Origin of the sequence: Aquabacterium sp. A7-Y (genome assembly GCF_026153205.1) — a bacterium.
GTDB lineage: Bacteria > Pseudomonadota > Gammaproteobacteria > Burkholderiales > Burkholderiaceae_C > Caldimonas.
Map to the genome: position 1 here is coordinate 130,746 of NZ_JAPFBW010000003.1, position 18,191 is coordinate 148,936.

At 68.7% G+C, this 18,191-nt stretch carries 11 protein-coding genes; 1 reads left to right on the top strand and 10 read right to left on the bottom strand.

Translation table 11 applies throughout. The features are described 5' to 3' along the window. Positions 1-17: 17 nt before the first annotated feature. From OOT46_RS03620 to OOT46_RS03645, 6 genes are all read right to left on the bottom strand, one after another. On the bottom strand, positions 18-4,199 hold the full coding sequence (locus tag OOT46_RS03620) for an RHS repeat-associated core domain-containing protein (protein ID WP_265402217.1): 4,182 nt from the start codon (positions 4,197-4,199) through the stop codon (positions 18-20). A gap of 522 nt (positions 4,200-4,721) precedes the next feature. Beyond that, positions 4,722-5,261: a PAN domain-containing protein gene (locus OOT46_RS03625; RefSeq protein ID WP_265402218.1), complete on the bottom strand. Its 540-nt coding sequence runs from the start codon at positions 5,259-5,261 to the stop codon at positions 4,722-4,724. Positions 5,262-5,558: 297 nt separating this feature from the next. Then, on the bottom strand, positions 5,559-6,596 hold the full coding sequence (locus tag OOT46_RS03630; protein WP_265402219.1) for a response regulator: 1,038 nt from the start codon (positions 6,594-6,596) through the stop codon (positions 5,559-5,561). Further along, on the bottom strand, positions 6,559-8,598 hold the full coding sequence (locus OOT46_RS03635; RefSeq protein ID WP_265402220.1) for a DAHL domain-containing protein: 2,040 nt from the start codon (positions 8,596-8,598) through the stop codon (positions 6,559-6,561). The genes OOT46_RS03630 and OOT46_RS03635 overlap by 38 nt, the downstream gene beginning before the upstream one ends. A 3-nt stretch (positions 8,599-8,601) precedes the next feature. Beyond that, positions 8,602-9,576, bottom strand: a complete 975-nt coding sequence (locus tag OOT46_RS03640; RefSeq protein ID WP_265402221.1) for a cytochrome-c peroxidase — start codon at positions 9,574-9,576, stop codon at positions 8,602-8,604. 293 nt (positions 9,577-9,869) lie between these two features. Then, positions 9,870-10,403, bottom strand: a complete 534-nt coding sequence (locus OOT46_RS03645) for a GAF domain-containing protein (RefSeq protein WP_265402222.1) — start codon at positions 10,401-10,403, stop codon at positions 9,870-9,872. Between the two features lie 354 nt (positions 10,404-10,757). Between OOT46_RS03645 and OOT46_RS03650 the strand changes: the two genes are divergently transcribed. Beyond that, complete coding sequence (locus tag OOT46_RS03650) at positions 10,758-13,154, top strand: diguanylate cyclase domain-containing protein (protein WP_265402223.1); 2,397 nt, start codon at positions 10,758-10,760, stop codon at positions 13,152-13,154. Here OOT46_RS03650 and OOT46_RS03655 read toward each other — a convergent pair. From OOT46_RS03655 to OOT46_RS03670, 4 genes are all read right to left on the bottom strand, one after another. Continuing rightward, positions 13,151-13,669 carry a tautomerase family protein gene (locus OOT46_RS03655; protein ID WP_265402224.1) on the bottom strand — a complete coding sequence of 173 codons (519 nt, stop codon included), beginning with the start codon at positions 13,667-13,669 and terminating at the stop codon, positions 13,151-13,153. The genes OOT46_RS03650 and OOT46_RS03655 overlap by 4 nt on opposite strands. 145 nt (positions 13,670-13,814) lie before the next feature. After that, positions 13,815-14,849: a GlxA family transcriptional regulator gene (locus OOT46_RS03660; RefSeq protein ID WP_322114226.1), complete on the bottom strand. Its 1,035-nt coding sequence runs from the start codon at positions 14,847-14,849 to the stop codon at positions 13,815-13,817. Then, on the bottom strand, positions 14,850-15,965 hold the full coding sequence (ald, locus tag OOT46_RS03665; protein ID WP_265402225.1) for an alanine dehydrogenase: 1,116 nt from the start codon (positions 15,963-15,965) through the stop codon (positions 14,850-14,852). 128 nt (positions 15,966-16,093) lie between these two features. After that, positions 16,094-18,184: a 3-hydroxyacyl-CoA dehydrogenase NAD-binding domain-containing protein gene (locus OOT46_RS03670; protein ID WP_265402226.1), complete on the bottom strand. Its 2,091-nt coding sequence runs from the start codon at positions 18,182-18,184 to the stop codon at positions 16,094-16,096. Positions 18,185-18,191 lie beyond the last annotated feature (7 nt).

Consider the following 18,191-nt stretch of genomic DNA (forward strand, 5'->3'; position numbering starts at 1 on the left):
TTCGTGGATTCAAGAGGTCAATAGGCGGTTCCGGGTCCGATCGACGCGCCATGATTTGCGGCATCCTGAGCATACTCCGCGACACGAGTGACTTTCGCGGCCCGAATCTGGTTGAGGGAGCCATTCTGTAGCGGGATGTTGTTGATGGCGGGGTTGTCCATCACCCCCTGTTCATACCCGCGAAGAACGTGGTTTGTCATGCGCCGGTTGCCCGAAGCGCTGCCGAGGTTGACGGGGTGGACGGTGACCCGGACATTGGGATCGTTCAGCAAGGCCGCCGCAGGGTGGTCGCCTTGGGACAAGCGTACCCGTACGTTGTCGGCGCTCCCGGTATAGAACTGGCCGTTCAGCTCGATGTGGTAGACCCCGGGGCCTTGCGGCAACGTGCGAGCCAGGCGCTGGCAAATCAGTCCCCACGGGTCGCTCCACACCAGAGGATTGGTGGCATAGGCGTAGGGGTTGGGGCCACCTAACAGCCGGATCGGATCCTGGCCGACAAACTGGCCCGCGTGGGGATCGTAGTACCGATACCGGTTGTAGTGCAGCCCGGTTTCTTCATCTGCATACTGTCCCTGGAAACGGATGGGATTGAAGACAGCCGCGCCTGAAAAGATCTCCGCCTCGCCCCAGGTGGCAGCGCTTGCCGCCCATTTCACCTCCCCGCTGCCCGACGTCAGTCGTACTGGGTACCCGTTCGGGTCATTGTGGTAGTAGTAACAGCAGCGTTCCCCGGTCGTCGACTGCGCTTCCACGAGCGCGACGGGCCTGAAGGTGCCGGGATAACAAACATACTCGCGCGGAGGGGGCGGCGAGCACCGGGCAGCGGGCTGCGGATCCATGCTCGCGCCCGGTATGAACGCGTCGTTTTCCCGGAGCTTGCCCGGCGAGGGCTGGGCCGTGAAGGGCTGTTCGCCGGCAATGACATCGCTGTCCCAAAAGAAGCGAACGCCGGTGGCTCCGGTCTGCTTGAACACACGTCGACCGAGCGGGTCGTACCCGTAGGCCGTCGCGATGCCGTTGCTCAGACTGCGCACCAGACGCTGGTTGGCATCCCAGGTGAGGATCGTCGTCCTGCCTGCCGCGCCGATCAGCGCGCAACGCCCTTCGTCGCTGCGCTGGACGAGATTGCCGGCTCGGTCAAAGCGGTAGTAAACCCCGTCGTAGCGACCTTCGCGCAGCCACTTGCCAGGGATGTCGACACCGTCCACCACCTGCTGACCTGCCTGCTCCAGCACCTGTGTCTGCAGGCGATCGCCTGCCGGGTCCTGGAAGAAGCGCGTGAGCCGACCCCGCGGGTCCATGTGCTCGACGATCTGCCCGAGCGGGTCGTAGCGGTACTGATCCGTGCCGTGGTGGCTGTCCTGGCGCCGCGTGAGGTTGCCGGTCGGGTCGTACTCATACCGGCTGTGGAACAGCCAGTGAGCGCCTTGCTTGAGACCTTGGGCGGTCAGGCGTCCCCGGGCGTCATACTGGTAGTACCGATCCAGCGTCTGCCCCAGTGTCTCCTTGCGCACCTGGCCGCCGGCGTCGCGCTCGATGGTGATCGGCGGCTCATCGTTGACCTGGATGGTGGCGGCTTGCCCCAAGGCGTCGTAGCTGTAGACGACCGTGTTCCCCGCACTCGTCTCGCGCCGAACGCGCCGGCCCATCGCGTCGAAGGTGTTCCTGACAAAAAACTCGCCTTGCCGTTCTTCGAGCAGCCGGCCTTCCAGGTCGAACCGTCGCTGCACCCTCACATGTTCGTTCGCGCAACCCGTCAGATGGCCGTTGGCATCGAAGTCGAAGGTCTCCTCGAACTCGCGGCCGGGATGCTCGGGATGTGCAAACGCCTTGCGCCGGATGCGCCCGAGCTGGTCGGTGGTGTAGGAAACGATCCGTCCCAGGGGGTCGCAGCTCTGGCGCAAGTGCCCGGCGGGGTCGAAGCTGTAGGCGGTGGATTGCCCCCAGTAGTCGACTTCCTCAACCACCCGACCGAGTGCGTCCCTGCGAAGCCGATAGGTCTCGCCGCGCTGGTTGCTCACCCCGATCAACTGCTCTTCGGTGTCGTGGTGGTACTCCACGACATGGCCGTCCGGCTGGTAGCGTTTCTTGACCAGGCCCTGCCCAAAGTACTCGAAGCGAGTTCGGGCCCCGCTCTCGTCCTCGTAGGACGTCAGCAGGTCCTGCGCGTCGTAGCGACAGTGGATGCGGGCGCCGCCGGGCAGCGTGGTTTCGGTCAGGCGGCTCTTGCGGTCGTAGCGGTAGTGGGTCGTGAAACCCAGCGGGTCAGAGCGCGCCAGCAGGTTGCCCAGTTCGTCGCGCTGCAGGCGGGTGACGTGGCCCAGCGCATCGATCACCGCCACCAGATAGCCGTCGGTATCGAACGAGAACCGGGTGCTGGCTTGGCATGCATCGGTCACGCAGACCGGCAGCCCGCCGGTGTCGTACTCATACGTCGTGACGGCACCCAGGGGGCTGGTCTGCCGTACCAGCAGGCCGCGACTGTCCCAGCTCTGCAGCCAGCTTGCGCCGCCGGGGTACTCGATGCGCGTGACCTGGTTGTTCTCGTTGACATCGATCGCGACGGTACTGCCGTCCGGCCGGGTGAGCTTGCGCAGGTTGCCACGCTCGTCATGGAGGCATGCCGTACGGTGGTTGGCGGCATCGACGATCGAGGTGGTCCGCCCCGCCTCGTCGTACTCGAAGATCGTGCGCCCGCCCTGCGGGTCGATCTCCAGGATGGGCAGGCCGTGCTGGTCGCATTGCACGGTGGAGACGTGCCCCAGGGAGTCGGTGATGCGTGTTTCGTGAATCTCTGGCCAGTACGCAAATCTGTAGTCGTACAACCCGCCATCGCCCCAGGCGTGCACCACGCGCCAGTTCTCATCGGTGGTGTCGTACTCGTAGTAGAACGACAGCCCGGTACGGTTGGTGTGCCGCACCATGTGGTGCCGGTCATAAGCGAAGCAATAGGGATGTCCGAGCGCGTCGCGAACCGCTGTCAGGTCGCCGGCCTGGTCGTATTCGTAGTCCACGAAAGAATGACTGAACCCGCTTTCCGGCACGAACAACGACAGCGAACGCACCTGTCCTAGGTGTTGCTCCACGAGGATGTGCCGCCCGCTCGACTCGCGGATCGCGCGCAGTTTTCCTTCGTGGCGCTCGAACTGCAGCCAGTTGCCGCACAGGTCGCTGATGCACCGTAACGGGACCTCCGACACACCCTGGTCGTTCGTGATCGCCAGTGCCTTCGGAAAGTGGTACAGCAGGCGGCTCTTGAGGCGCACCCGGAACTCGTCACCGTGGTCGCTCAGCAGCGCTCCGTCCATCAACTCCAGCACGGCGCCCGTGTCGCCCGGCGAGAGTGGCAGGTTCGGGAACAGCGCCACCCCTTCACTCGGGTGCCGGAACATCACGCTGCCGTCTTCGCGGTCGATCTCCAAGCGGGCGTCGGCGGGGCTTTCCCATCCGTAGCCGCAGGCGCCCCGGCGCCGGCTGCTGGAGCTGTAGGAGCGCACCCACTCGATCGGGATACGGCCGGGCAGCGTGAAGTCGACCTGCTCCACCACCACCTCTCCGGTCAGGATGTTCACCGGCTCGGCCCTGAGCACCTTGCACTTCAGAAAGCCCCGGTCCATGTTCTTGAACAACTTGCGGCGGAAGTTCCTGAAGCGGTCGCCCAGGTTCCTGGCGAACTTCGACTTTCTCAGCTTGCCCAGCCCGGCAAAGGCGCCCTTGGCCGCCATCCCCATCATCGAAATGGTCGGCGCTCCGCCCACCCTCACGGTGGTCGGGATCGCAAGGTTGAAGGTCGTGGGCAGCAGTCGGGGCGGCGAGATGCGCTTTTTCTTGGGCCGCGGCGGGCTCGGCATGCCGGCGACCTGGCAGCCGAGTACCGGCAGCGCGAGGTAGGACAGCGGGTCGCCGTCGGCGAGCACCGTCGAACTGCCCATGAACAGCTCGTCGTCCTTGTCCGGCAGCATCGGGGCGAAAGGGAAACCCGGCGGGATGTGCACGACGATCGCACCGGTGCCCGCGGTCGCCCGCTTCATGCCGAACACCGAGACGGTCGCGCCGATGATCGGCACGTAGTCGAAGGGGTCGAAGACGACCGAGAGGTGAGGCGTGGGCAGCGGTACCGGCGAGGGTGAGGGCGGCACGACACACAGGTGGATGTCGACGCCCAGTTGCGGGTCACCGTGTTTGGCCGAGGGCATCATGCGGGAGGCCCTCCTGCGGCGCCGTCAGCCGCCGGCGGTGCATTGGAGAGGGTGCCAGGCAGCGCCTGCTTGCCGGTACCGGCAAGCAGGATGCTCCTGCGCTGCAGCCTGTGGACGAGCCGGCACTCGACCGGATTCAAGACCATGTGCGCTCCGCGTTCAGCCGTGCCGCGGACCTCGGTGGTCGAGCCGCGGATGCGAGCTTCACCGGGGCACAGGCGGCGGGTGCGCGGCCAGCCGAATGGCGGTCGCCGCCGGCGATTCCATCGATCTGTGGGTGTGCTTTCCAAGGTGGCGCGCCTCCCCAGGCCGCAGCACCCGTGTTTCCAGCGACGTATCGTAGGGAAGCCGACCCTGCCCGGCTCTCCCTAGCTCTTGGCTGGAAAAATCGACGGATATCGCCTATCTGCCTTCCCTTCGCCTTTGTGCCGGTCGCCAGGCAGGCGCCGCATCGACGCCGAAGGCGCCGGCAGCGGCGAGGGGAGCAGGCCCGCTCCCGGAGCGGCTGTTCTGCCTGGTCCGTCAGCGCCAGTTGACCGTGCCCGAATCGCAGCAGCTGTTCGGGGTGGGCGCCGGCATGCGGTTTTTCAGCCAGCAGCGCGGGTTGGGGCCCTGGACCTGCGGGCGGACATAGGTGTAGGCGACGCAGCGGTTGTCATTGCGGCAGTAGGCCTCGCATTCGGCCACGGTGGCCCACCACGGCAGGTCGAAGTTGGTGTAGTCGCTGCCCGGCCGGTCCCAGCCGATTTCGCGCGTCACCTGCTTGACCCCCGAGTAACAGCAGCCCGAGGCGGTCGGCAGAGGGGCTGCGGACTTCAGCCAGCAGGCGGCGCTGCTGCCTTGCACGCCGGGGTGGACATAGGTATACGCCTGGCAGCGGGCGTCGTTCTCGCAGGCCGACTTGCAGATGTTGTAGTCGGGCGCGGTCTCGAAGCGGGTGTAGTCGGCGCCGGGCCGGTCGGTGCCGATCTCCAGGCTGGTCGGGGCGGCCTGCGCCGCCGAGGCGAAGACCGACAGGGACACGGGAACCAACACGGACGCGGCGAACGATGCGATCGTCATGATGTCTCCTCCTTGCACAGGTGCTGCGCGACAGGTCCCGCGATGCCGGGCAGCGTCGAGCCTCGCGGGGTCCAAGAGGGACAGGGAGCCGACGCGCCGGCTGCCGGATCTGCCGGCAGAACCGCCGGGAACGAGGGACACGCCTCCTGGTCGCGCACGCCCTCATCGGAGCGCGGAGCGTCTTGCGACAGCTCACTGTCTTGCGCAGTGTTCCCCGCCCTCCCGGGTGCGGGGGACGGTTCTGTAACCCACTGTCGATGCGATGCGCCGTGCCAGCACGATCACGAACCCAGGGGCTCAGCGGCGCTTGGAGAGCCCGAACACCTTGGCCAGGTAGCTGCCGAGCGATCGGCCGCCGCCGAACGCGCCACGCGGGCTCGCCGTCGTTGCGCCGGCCGGGAAGGGCGTGCCGACCGAGGTCCGCAGTGCGCCGGCCGGGGCCGGCTGCGGCGCCTGACGGTACAGCAAGGCCGGGTTGCGCCTGAGCTCTCGAACGTGCGCGACCGCGCTGGCGATGTAGCGTGTCAGCAGCGCCCAGGGCACCGGGTTCTTGACGAAGCGGAACACCTTGGCGCGGTTGATCAGATCGATGAGCCGGCTTGAATCCATCGAGTCGCAGACCGCGATGACCAGCAGGTGCGGGTACTGCTGCTTGAGGCTTTGCAAGACACGACAGTCGGCCTCGTTCTGCACGTCGAAGGCGCACACCATGACGCCGACCGGCGAGCGGCCCATCACGTCGAGCACTTCGTTCAAGTTGCGGGCCGGCACGAATTCGACGTCCATGGCGATGCTGCGGCGTGCCTGCGAGTACAGCGAGGAGTGCGGGTCCACCACCAGCACCACTTCCTTGCCCGTGCCCGCCGCAGGCGCCTGGTCCGGCCCCGCGGCACGCGCGGCCGTGGGCGACAGCTCGTCGAACTCGCCCGCTGCGGATCCTTCGCAGGGTCCGCGCAGCCTTCGGGCCACCTCCACCGCTTCGTCCACGAGTGCCTTCAGCGCCCCGTTGTCCCAGGGCTTCTGCACATAGCGGTAGACCTCGCCGTCGTTGATCGCGTCCACCATGGCGCCGGTGTCGGAGTACCCCGTCAGCAGGAGGCGGGTGGTTTCGGGCGACAGCTCGCAGGCCTCGCGCAGCAGCGCCACCCCCGCCATGCCGGGCATGCGCTGGTCGCTGACGATGACGTCGAAGCGCCGGGTCTTGAGCAGCTCTACGGCCTGCTCGGGGTCGGTGGTGGTCACCACCTCATAGTTGGATCGAAACACCACCCTCAATGCGACGAGAATGGCGGGTTCGTCATCGACGAACAACAGAACGGGCTTGTTGCTGTCCATGTGAGCTTACTTTCGTGGCAGCTTCCGCAGGCCCGGCCGCCAGGGGCAGTGGGTCGGGTTCCTCGCACAAGCCGGTCGGCGGCTCGACGGGCAGCAGCACCGTGAAGGACGTGCCGACGCCCAAGGCCGTGCTCACCTCGATGCGGCCTCCGTGGGCTTCGACGATCTTCTTGCTGGTGCTCAGGCCCAGGCCGGTTCCGGCACCTTCCTTCTTGGTCGTGAAGAAGGGTTGCCAGATCTTGGGCAGCAGCTCGGGGGCGATGCCGGGGCCGTTGTCGATCACCGCCAGACTCAGCCGGGTGTGCGTCTGCATGCGGGTGCGCACGGTGATGGTCCCGCCGCTGGCCGGCAGCGCCTGGACGGCGTTGCGGATGAGGTTGAGCAGCACCTGGTTGATCTGCGCCTGGTCGCAGCGGATCGGCCGGGTGTTGCCGAAGTCCTTCACCACCCGGCTCCTGCCGAGGAAGTGAGCCGCCATCGCCAGCGTGCTTTCCACCGCGTCCTCGACCCGGCAAGGCGCAAGCCGGCTCCTGTCCAGCCGCGAGAACTCGAGCATGTTGGCGATCACGCGGCTGATGTGCTCGACGCTGCGCATGCCGCTGTCGAGCAGTTCGTCGAGCGACTCGAGGGCCCGGAACGAGGCCAGCTCGCCATGCAGCTCCGCCAGCCGGTGGATGGACTGCGCCAGGGCCGCGGTGCGGTCGCGCTTTTCGACCTCGTCGCGCGGCACCGGCTGGCGCAGCCTGGCGCAAAGCTCGCCCGCGCCGTGCACCACGTCGGCGATGCCGCCCATGAGTTCGCGGGTGCTCTGCAGGCCGCTCTTGACGGCGGCCAGCGGCGTGTTCACCTCGTGCGTGATGCCGGCCACCATCTCGCCCAAGGCGTTCATCTTCTGCGCGTGGATCAACTGCACCTCGTGGTCCTTCAGGGCCCGGGTCTGGTGTTCCACCAGCTCTGCGAGCCGGCGTCGCTCGGTGGCGTTGCGGTAGGCGATGAAGCCGGCGGCGCCGAACACGAGGGCCAGCACCGCCGCGCTGTACAACAGCAGCAGCCGGGTGTAGCGACCTTGCTGCGCCAGCTCGGTGTCGAAGCGGGCGATCAAGCCATTGCTCAGCGTGTCGATCCGGGCCGTGACCGGCACGGCGGCGATCTGGCGCAGCACCTCGGCCTCGCGGTCACGAAGGTTGAGCACGGCCTCGGCATGCGCCACCAGGTTGCCGATGGGTTCCTGCAGCGTGTCGTCGTAGCTGGGCAGATCCGCGCTCAGCCGCTCGACCACGGCCTTCAGGCTGGCAGCCGTCGCGACATCGGGTGCGGCGTGGTAGCGCAGCGTGTCGTTCACCACCTGAGCCATGACGTTCTCGCCCTGCACCATGGCCAGCGCTTGCCGGTTCGCGGTGCGGGCTTCGCGGGCCTGGATGTCAATCCTGCGCCGCATGGTGGCCAGGGCGGTTTCTGCGTCGCTGCCGCCGCCGGCCTGGCGCGCCGCCGAACGCTCCAGCGCAGCGGCCTCCCGGGGCAGGGCACCGAGCAGGCGATGGCCGGCCGAAAAGCCGCGGTCGCGTTTCGCGCGCATCGCGGTCTGGAGGTCGAGGTGGGCGGTGGGCAGGTAGTGCAGCGAGTTCTTCAGCAGCGAGTTCTGTGCCTTGAAGCGGTCGATCAGCTCGGACTTGGTGTCGATGGCGGCCTTGATCTCGAGCACCGCCTGCTGCAGCGCGGCGTCGCCCCAGCCCGCGGCCGCCGCATCGAGCCGGGCGGTGAGGGCCGCCAGCGTCTGCAAGGGGTGCGCCAGCGCGTCGTAGGACCTGTTGATGCCCGCCTGCGAGCGCAGCACGTCGGCGCCCCAGTCGGTGTCGATCTGCTTGAGGTCTTTCAGCAGCGCCAGGGTTTCGTTCTGCCGCTCGGCGCTGACGGTGCGGCTGTGCGTGTACAGATAGGTCCAGCCCGCTGCCAGCAGCACCAGCACGACCGCCGTCAGAAGGAGTCGAAGCCAGGCGGTCAAGCGTCACTCCTTGACGGCTTCGCCGCTCAGGCTGCCGAGGAAGGCGACGATGGCCTCCTTGTCCTGGGGCGGCGCGGTGCGGCCGAGTTGGAAGCGGAACATCACCTCAACCGCTTCCTCCAGGGACCGGGCCGACGCGTCGTGGAAGTAGGGCGGTGTCAGTGCCACGTTCCGCAGGCTGGGCACCTTGAAGACGTAGAGGTGGTCGGTCTTGAGGGTGACGTTGTAGCGGCCGCGGTCCGCATCGGTCAGGGCCTGGCCCGCGGCGGCGCGCGCCTTGAAGTAGTCGGCCATGGCGCCGAAGCGCTGGAACATGTTGCCGCCGATGTTGACGCCCTGGTGGCAACCCACGCAGCCGTAGGCCTTGAAACGTTCGTAGCCGTGCTTCTCGAGGGCCGTGATGGCCGTGCCGTCGCCTTGGAGATAGCGATCGAAACGCGAAGGGGTCAGCAGCGAGCGCTGGTAGACCGCCAGCGCATCGGCGACGCTGCGCGGGGTCATGCCTTCCGGGTAGGCCGCCTTGAATCCGCTGACGAGCTGCAGGTCCCGTCCGAGCTTGGCCAGCAGTTCTTCCCAGCTCGAGTTGAACACACGCGGGCTTTTCAGCACGATGCCGACCAGCTCTTCCAGCGAGGTGGCGCCGCCGGTCCATTGCTGCCTGAAGTTCAAACCCGAGTTCAGCACGGTGGGCGTGTTCACCACGTGCACCACGCCGCCTGCGCCGACGGACAGGGGCCGCGCATCCGCGCCGCCGTGCTGCGGACTGTGACAGCTGATGCAGGAGACCGAGTTGTCCTTGGCGAAGCGGGGGTCGCGGAACAGCCGCGAGCCGAGCGCCAGCTTGCGCGGATCGGCGGCCGGCGGAGCCGGCAAGGGCGAGAGCGGCTCGCCGGGGAGCGCTTGCGCCTGCACGGCGGCCGGTGCCAGCATGCCGATGGCCGTTGCCATGCCCCAGGACCCGAAACTGTGTGGCGTCATCGCGCGCTCCCCCTCGCAGGAGCTGGATGTTGTGTGTTCCTGGCGGCTGTCGTGCCCCCTGTTTGTGTCCGCCTGCTACGGGTGGGCCCCTGGCTCGCGCTGCGCGGGGCACAAGGGCGGGCCCCGGGAAGGTGGGGTGTCCGGACGTTCAGCAAGCCGGCAGCGGACGACCCGGGGACCGGGTGACCGCCGAGCGGGACAGCAGCACCTGGCAGCAGCATCGCCACCGCCGGGCTCGCGAGGCCCCAAGGTGGGTCAACCCGGGTGTGCCGGCCCGCCTTGAGCGCCTGACGTCAGCCGTCGCGGCTCTTGTAGCGCGCCACCGCCAGGCTGATCTGCGACGCCGCGTGCCGCAAGGCGTGCTGCTCGCGCACGCTCCAATGGCGCGGCTCGCCGGTCTGCTCGATGCAGACCACACCGAAGATCCGGCCGTTGACCTTGAAGGTCGTGTCCAGCAGCGAGCGGATGCCACGCGGCAGGAAGTAGGGCGCGACCAGTCCGCCGAGATGAGGGTCGGTCAGCACGTCGGAGCTGGCATAGACGCCGCTCTGCAGCAAGGCCTCGAAGTAGCCGCGGTACTCGACCTGCCGCAGCACGTCGCCGCCCGGCGTCGCGCCTTCGGCCACGTCGAAGGCCGCCACGCAGGTCAGGGACAGGTCGTCGGCGGCGGGGCCGCCGAAGCGCCAGAGGCTGGCCCGCGAGCAGCCGAAGGCCTGCTGCAGCGCGACGCACAGACGGTCACGGTACCCGCTGCTCGAGAGACGGTCGGCCAGCAGGTCCGCGCTGTGGGCCCGGATGGTCTGCGCCAGAGTCTCCCGCAAACTCATGCTGTCTTGCGCCGGCGCACCGGCAGGGGCCTGTGTTTTCATGATCCTGGGACGGTGGTGCCTGCTGGAGCCAGAGCCCTTGCCGAGCTTCCGAACGATGGCGGGCGAAAGATCTGGCAGGGTCTCTGCGCAGAATATCGACGCAAGCTGTGCATTATTGAGCCCTGTTACAAGGAGGGCGGTGCCAGGGCACCGAGGCCAGGCCGCCGTGTCGAGGGGCGGCGCTCGGGACGGGCACGAGCCCTGCCTCGGCTGTACGGTTCCGTCAGCGAGTTCGTGTCCACCTTGACTGCCTCTGCTGTTTCGCCCGTTTCCCCGGCTTCCCCACGCGGCCGCGGCAGCCTGTCGCGGCTGGTGGCACTGTGCCTCGTGGCCGCCGTGCTCGTCACCGCGCTGCTGGTGGCAGCCTTGGTGGAGCGCTACGCGCGGCAGCATGCCACCCGGCAGGCCTTGATCGCCCTGACCCAGATTGCCTGGCAGATGCGCGACCACCTCGACCGCGGCATGTCCTACCGGTACAACCAGATGGTCGTGCTGGCCGGCCATGAGGCCTTGGTCGAAGGCAGCGACCCGGTCGAAACGCGCCACCTGCTGGAGCGTGTCAAGAGCCGGTTTCCCGAATACGCCTGGCTCGGGTACTGCCGGCCCGACGGTCGGGTGGAGGCGGCCATCGGCGGCTTGCTCGAAGGCCAGAACGTGAGCGCCAGGCCCTGGTTTCAGGGCGCCTTGCGGGGGCCCTTCGTCGGCGATGTGCACCCGGCCGTGCTGCTGGAGAAGCTGCTGCCGCGCCAGCAGGAGCCTTGGCGTTTTGTCGACATCGCCGTGCCGGTGCTGGTAGGCGGGCAGCTGCGTGGGGTGGTCGGGGCCCATCTGAGCTGGGAGTGGGCGCGCGAACTGCGCCGCGACCTGTTGAGTCCGGCGGCCAGGGACTACGACATCGAGGTTTTCGTGCTCCAGGCCGATGGCCGGGTCCTGCTGGGGCCTCCCGGGTTCGACGGGCAGCCCCTGCCGCGGCCGGGGCCGATGCGTTCCGGTGCGGCGATGGAGCGCTGGCAGGATGGCAGCGAATTCGCGACCGCGACCGTGCCCACCCAGGGGCGCGGCGGCTATCCCGGGCTGGGCTGGTCGGTGGTGGTGCGCCAGCCGCAATCGCGGGCCCTGGCCGACTTCCATCAGTTGCGCCGCGAGATCGCCTTGGCCAGCGCGGCCGCCTGCGTCCTGATGCTGCTGATCGCACCGCTGGTGGGGCGCCGGCTGGCCGGGCCGCTCACGCGGCTGACCCGCTCGCTGGCCCGGCGCGACGAGGCCGGGCTGCCGGACATCGAGCCGGTGCAGGGCTATCTGGAGGCCGAGCTGCTGTCCGACGCGCTGCTCCAGATGCGCAAGGACGCGGCCTGGCATGCCACCCAGTTGCAGACGCTCAACGAAGGCCTGGAGCAGCGCGTGGCGGAGCGCACCGCGGAACTGGCCGAGCGCGAGGAGGACCTGCGCGCGATCCTGGAACAGACCCAGGAGGCCTTCATCCGCATCGACACCGCCGGCCAGGTGGTGGAGTGGAACCGTCATGCCGAGGAGCTGTTCGGCTGGTCGCGCGCCGAGGTCCTGGGCCGGGAGCTGGCCGAGCTGATCATCCCGCCGGCCCTGCGCGAGCTGCACAGGCGCGGACTGGCGCGGATGATCGCCTCCGGGGAGGGCCCGATCGTCGACCGCCGCATCGAGGTGCCGGCGCTGCGTCGAGACGGCCGCGAGCTGGCGGTCGAGCTGATCGTCGGCGTCACCGGGCACGGCCCCGAGCGGCGCTTCAACGCCTTCCTGCACAACATCGAGGCCAGGCAGAGAGCCGAGGCGGCGCTGCGGGAGAGCCGCGAGACCTTGCGCGCGGTGGCGGACAACATTCCGGCGCTGGTTGCCCTGATCGACCGGCAGCTCCACTACCGCTACACCAACGCGGCCTATCGCGAGTGGTTCGGCGTCGAGCCGGACGCTCTGATCGGCACTGCGGTGGCCGACCACCTCGGCGAGGCCGTCGTGACCGCCCTGCGCCCGCTGGTCAACAAGGTGCTGCAGGGCCGGCGTGTGTCTTTCGAGCGGCCGCTGGTGCTGCGCGGGCAGGACCGTCACGTCCACGCCACCTTCATCCCCCGCACCGCCGAGGAGGGTGAGGTGAGCGGGTTTTTCGCCGTGGTGTTCGACATCACCGAGCGCAAGCAGCGCGAGCTCCAACTGTCCATCGAGGCGAGTCACGACGCACTGACCGGCCTGCCCAACCGGCGCCATCTGATGGAGTTGCTGCCGAAGGCCATGGCCCGCTGCGGGCGTACCGGGCAGTCGCTGGCGTTGCTGTTCCTCGACCTGAACGGCTTCAAGGAAGTCAACGACGTGCACGGACACGAGGCCGGCGACGTGCTGCTCAAGCTCCTGGCGGCTCGCCTGAAGGGCTGTATCCGCAAGGGCGACACCGTGGCACGGCTGGCCGGCGACGAGTTCGTCATCCTGCTGGAGCCCATGGGCGGTGAGCCGCAGGCCGCGCAGTCGGTGGTCGAGAAAGTGCACGCCGCGCTGGCCGAGCCCGTCGAGGTCGCGCCGGGTCTGCTGCTGAGCATGAGCGCCAGCGTCGGCGTCTCGTTCTACCGACCAGGCGATCCGAGCACGCCGGAGCAGTTGCTCTCGGGTGCCGATGCCGCGATGTATGCCGACAAGAAGGCCACACGTGCGGCACGCGAGAGCGGCTTCGGGTCCGGCTTGCTCTAGGGCCGAACCTCGCTGAGCGCTTCCTTCAGCAGCGAGATCGCGTCGCTGCGGCGTTTCCTGGCGAGGCGTTCGATCCCGATGGCGCGGGACTCCGGCCCGCCAAACAACTCCAGGATGTCGGGCAGCCGCCGTATGACACCTCGGCTGCCCCAGCCGCCATCGAAGACCTCGGTGGGAAACACCCAGACCCTCGCGCCGACCTCGGCGACTGACGAGCCCTCGGCTCTGGCGACAGCCGCGGTCACATCCCTGACCAGACCGGCGCGCGCCTCGTCGGTGTACTGGCCCTCCGGCACCGTTGGCGTGATGCGGTAGATCGGCGCGGGCGCCGGCGCTCCGGAACGATAGATCTGCGCCGGTCGGTGGACGAAGATCCAGGTGACGTCGCGAATCTGCGGGTTGCTGGGGTCCATCCCCTCATGGCGAATCAGGATGTCCGTGAGCTCGCGCATCAGGGTGGCCTCGGATTGCGGCGTCAAGGCGCCGTTCGGGATGTACACGTCGATCATGGGCATGGCAGTTCCTTTCCTGGTGGGTGCGGGCCGCCGGGAGGGCATGCCGCAGGACGAGTATCGAAAACCGACCCGACGGCAGGAATAGGCTGGAATGCCATCTTTGGTGGCATTTCGGACACCCGTTCACGCCGTCTGCCGCACCCCCTCAGCGGCGACCGAACCGGCGCCGGTACTCGCTCGGAGTGACGCCCGTATGGCGCTTGAACAGGTCCCGAAAGCTGGCGGGATCGCTGTAGCCGATCCGGTCGCAAGCCACCTCGACCGTGGCACGTGTGGTTTCGAACAGCCGCTTGGCCATCTCGATGCGAAGCGACTGCAGGTGTTTGAGCGGGGGCTCGCCCAGCGCCTGCTTGAAGCGGCGGTTGAGGGTCCGCTCGCTGACCGCGAGCTGTTGGCTGAGCTGGGTGATGCTGAAGCCCTCTTTCAGGCGCTTGGTCATCCAGCGCTGTCCACGTGCGACCAGGTCATCACCGTGATCGCACAGCTCATGAAAGGGGCTGGCGTAGGGACTCTGCAGGTCGCGGTGCAGGTCGATCAGCATCAGCTTGGCGGTGTCGAGGGCCAGCTTGGCATTCGCCAGCTTCTCCACCAGGCGCAGCGCCAGGTTCTGGTAGGACGTGACCGCGGCGCTGCACAGGATGCCGGCCTGTTCGGTGATGAGCTCGGCGTGTTTCAGCTGGACGTCGGGGTAGCGCGACTGGAACGCCCTCGCATGAGACCAATGGGTGGTGGCGGCTTTGCCATGCAGAAGTCCTGCCTCCGCCAAAAGAAACGACCCGGTGCAGTAGGTGGCCAGGAGTGTGCCGCGCTCGTGCTGTCGCCGCAGCGCGGACAGCAGAGGCTCGAGGTCGCGCCGTGTCGCCAGAAAACGTGCGACGTCCGGCACGAACGGGCCGGTGAGCCAGATCGCGTCGGCGCCGGCGGTTCCGCTGATCCGCCCGTCCACGGGCAGCAACTGCCCGGATGCGGTCCGGACCGGCTTGCCGTCCAGCGACTCGACCTGCCATTCGAAGGGGCGTGTTCGCCTGCCTGGCTCACCGCCCGGGGTGGCGAGGTAGTTCGCGGCCAGAAAAATGTCGATCGGCGTGGCGACTCCCGAGGCAAGCGCTGCGTCGAAAGTCCAAATGCGGACAAGTGGCATGGCGGCAGAGTGTGCCGCATGCGCCGATGTCTGCGCCACTCAGCCGAACAAGCCGTCCGCCGACACCCACTCCAGCCCCTGCGCCTCGGCCACCGGACGGCAGGTCAGCTGCCCGGCGTGCACGTTGAGCCCGGCGCGCAGGTGCACGTCGTCCTGCAGCGCGCGGCGCCAACCCCTGTCGGCCAGCGCCAACACGAAGGGCAAGGTGGCGTTGTTGAGCGCGAAGGTCGACGTGCGCGCGACCGCCCCCGGCATGTTGGCAACGCAATAGTGCACGATGCCGTCGACCACAAAGGTGGGCTCGGCATGGGTGGTCGGGCGCGAGGTCTCGAAGCAGCCGCCCTGGTCGATCGCGATGTCCACCATCACGGTGCCGGGTTTCATCGTGCCCAGCATCTCGCGCGTCACCAGCCGGGGCGCGGCGGCGCCGGGCACCAGCACGGCGCCGATGACCAGCTCCGCCCGCGCCACCGCCTGCGCGATCGCGTCGCGCGTCGAGTGCTGGGTGCGCAGCCGGGTGCCGAACTGCTGATAAAGGCGGCGCAGCACCTCCGGCGAGCGGTCGATCACGGTGACGTCGGCGCCCATGCCCAGCGCAATGGCCGCCGCGTGGCTGCCCGCGACACCTCCGCCGAGGATCAGCACCTCGGCCGGCGCGACGCCCGGCACACCGCCCAGCAGCACGCCGCGGCCGCCCTGGGCCTTCTCGAGGCAATGGGCGCCGACCTGGGGCGCGAGCCGGCCCGCGACCTCGGACATCGGCGTCAACAGCGGCAGGCCGCCGCTCGGCGAGGTGACGGTCTCGTAGGCGATGCAGGTGGCGCCGCCGGCCAGCAGGTCGCGGGTCTGCTCGGGGTCGGGCGCCAGGTGCAGGTAGGTGAAGAGCAGCTGGCCTTCGTGCAGCAGCCGCCTCTCGGTCGCCTGGGGCTCCTTGACCTTCACCACCATCTCGGCGTCCGTCCAGATCTGTGCCGCGTCGTCGGCGAGGTGCGCGCCGGCCGCCTGGTAGTCGCTGTCGTTCAGACCGATACCGGCGCCGGCGCCGCGCTGCACCAGCACCTGGTGACCGCGCGCCACCAGCTCCGAGACCGAGGAGGGCACCAGCCCGACCCGGTACTCGTGGTTCTTGATCTCCTTCGGTACTCCGATACGCATGAAGGTCCTCCAGCTGGAAACGACAAAGAGCTGGTGACCACTCTAGGATGGCTTTGGTAGAGGAATTGGCGGTTCATGGCCGCAACAGGCGCGAATGTTTCCGAAGCATCGGGGATGCGTCGTTCGTTTCAGTTGAAGCTTCGGCCCTCCTCGGCCAGCCTCACCAGCAGCGGCGCCGGCTGCCAGGATCCGTCGGCGCCCGGCTCGGCGGCGAAATGCCGCAGGCAGCGCACGACCTTGGGCAGCCCCACCATGTCGGCGTACAGCATCGGGCCGCCGCGGTGCCGCGGGAAGCCGTAGCCGTTGATGTAGACCACGTCGATGTCCGAGGCCCGTGCCGCGATGCCTTCCTCCAGGATGCGCGCGCCCTCGTTGACCAGCGCGAAGATGCAGCGCTCGACCACCTCTTCGTCGCTCACCTCGCGCGCGACCAACCCTTGGGCAGACCGCCACGCCTGGATCAGCTGCTCGGTGAGCGGATCGGGGAGGGGCTCGCGGCGCCCGGCTTCATAGCGGTACCAGCCCGCACCGGTCTTCTGGCCGAAGCGGCCGGCCTCGCAGAGCTGGTCGACGATGCCGCCTGGCGGCCCGCTGCCGGCTTCGGCCGCGCGGCGCTTGCGCGCGGCCCAGCCGATGTCGAGACCGGCGAGGTCGCCCATGCGGAAGGGGCCCATTGCCATGCCGAAGGCCTGCAAGGCGCCGTCGACCTGCTGCGGCAGCGCGCCCGCCTGCACCAGGCCCAGCGCCGCTGCGCCGTAGCGCGCCAGCATGCGGTTGCCGATGAAGCCGTCGCACACGCCCGCCACCACCGCGACCTTGCCGATGCGCCGCGCCAGCGCCATGCAGGTCGCCAGCACCTCCGGCGCGGTGGCCGCGCCGCGCACGATCTCCAGCAACCGCATCACGTTCGCGGGGCTGAAGAAGTGCAGCCCGATCACGTCCGAAGGGCGCCCGGTGCAGCCGGCCAGGCGGTCGATGTTCAGGTAGGACGTGTTGGAGGCCAGGATGGCGCCCGGCTTGCACACCTCGTCGAGCCGGCGGAACACCGCGGTCTTGACCTCCATGTCCTCGAACACCGCCTCGATCACCAGGTCGACCTCGCGCAGGGTGTTGTCGTCCAGGGTCGGCGTGATCAGGGCCATGCGCGGCTCGATCTGCCGGGGATCGAGCTTGCCCTTCCTGGCCGAGTTCTCGTAGTTCCTGCGTATCGTCGCGAGGCCCCGGTCCAGCGCCTCCTGCGTCGTCTCCAGCAGCACCACCGGCATGCCGGCGTTCACGAAGCTCATCGTGATGCCGCCGCCCATCATGCCGGCCCCGACCACGCCGACGCGCTCGATGGCGCGCGGCGCGGTGCCCTCGGGAAGGCCGGGAATCGCCGCGGCGGCCCGCTCGGCGATGAAGATGTGGCGCAGCGCGCGCGCCTCGGGCGTCACCATCAGCGCCTGGAACGCCTCGCGCTCCAGCCGCAGGCCGTCGTCGAAGGACCGGGTCAGCGCGTGCCCCACGGCTTCCAGGCCCTTCAGCGGCGCGGGGAAGGGGCCGGCGGTGGTTGCCACCGTGTTGCGGGCGAACTGCAGGAAGGCTTCGCCTTGCGGGTCCTGGACCGGCAGGTCACGCACCCGGCGGATCGGCTGGCCTTCTTCCAGCAGCTCGAGGGCGAAGGCGACCGCCGCCTCGACCAGGTCGCCGGTGACGATGCGGTCGATCAGCCGCGTGCCGGCGAGCGTCGCGGCCGACATCGGGTTGCCGCTGACGACCATGTTGACGGCCACTTCCAGGCCGACCAGCCGTGGCAGTCGCTGCGTACCGCCGGCGCCGGGCAGCAGGCCCAGCTTCACTTCCGGCAGGCCGAGCTGGGCATCGGCCAGCGCGACCCGCCAGTGGCAGCCCATCGCGAGCTCCAGGCCGCCGCCCAGGCACTGGCCCGACACGGCGGCCACCACCGGCTTCTGCGTCTGTTCCACCCGCTCGATCAGGGCCCGCAGGTGGGGATCCCGCCCGGCCAGGGGCGTGCCGAACTCGGTGATGTCGGCGCCGGCCGAGAACGCCCGAGCGGTGCCGGTCAGCACGATGGCCCGGACCTGCTCGTCGGCGGCCGCGCGCTCGACGGCGTCGGCGATGCCGGCGCGCAAGGCCGCGCCCAGGCTGTTGACCGGCGGCTTGTCCATCGTGATCACGGCCACCGGGCCGTGGGTCGAAAGGGAGACGGGTTGGCTCATGAAGATC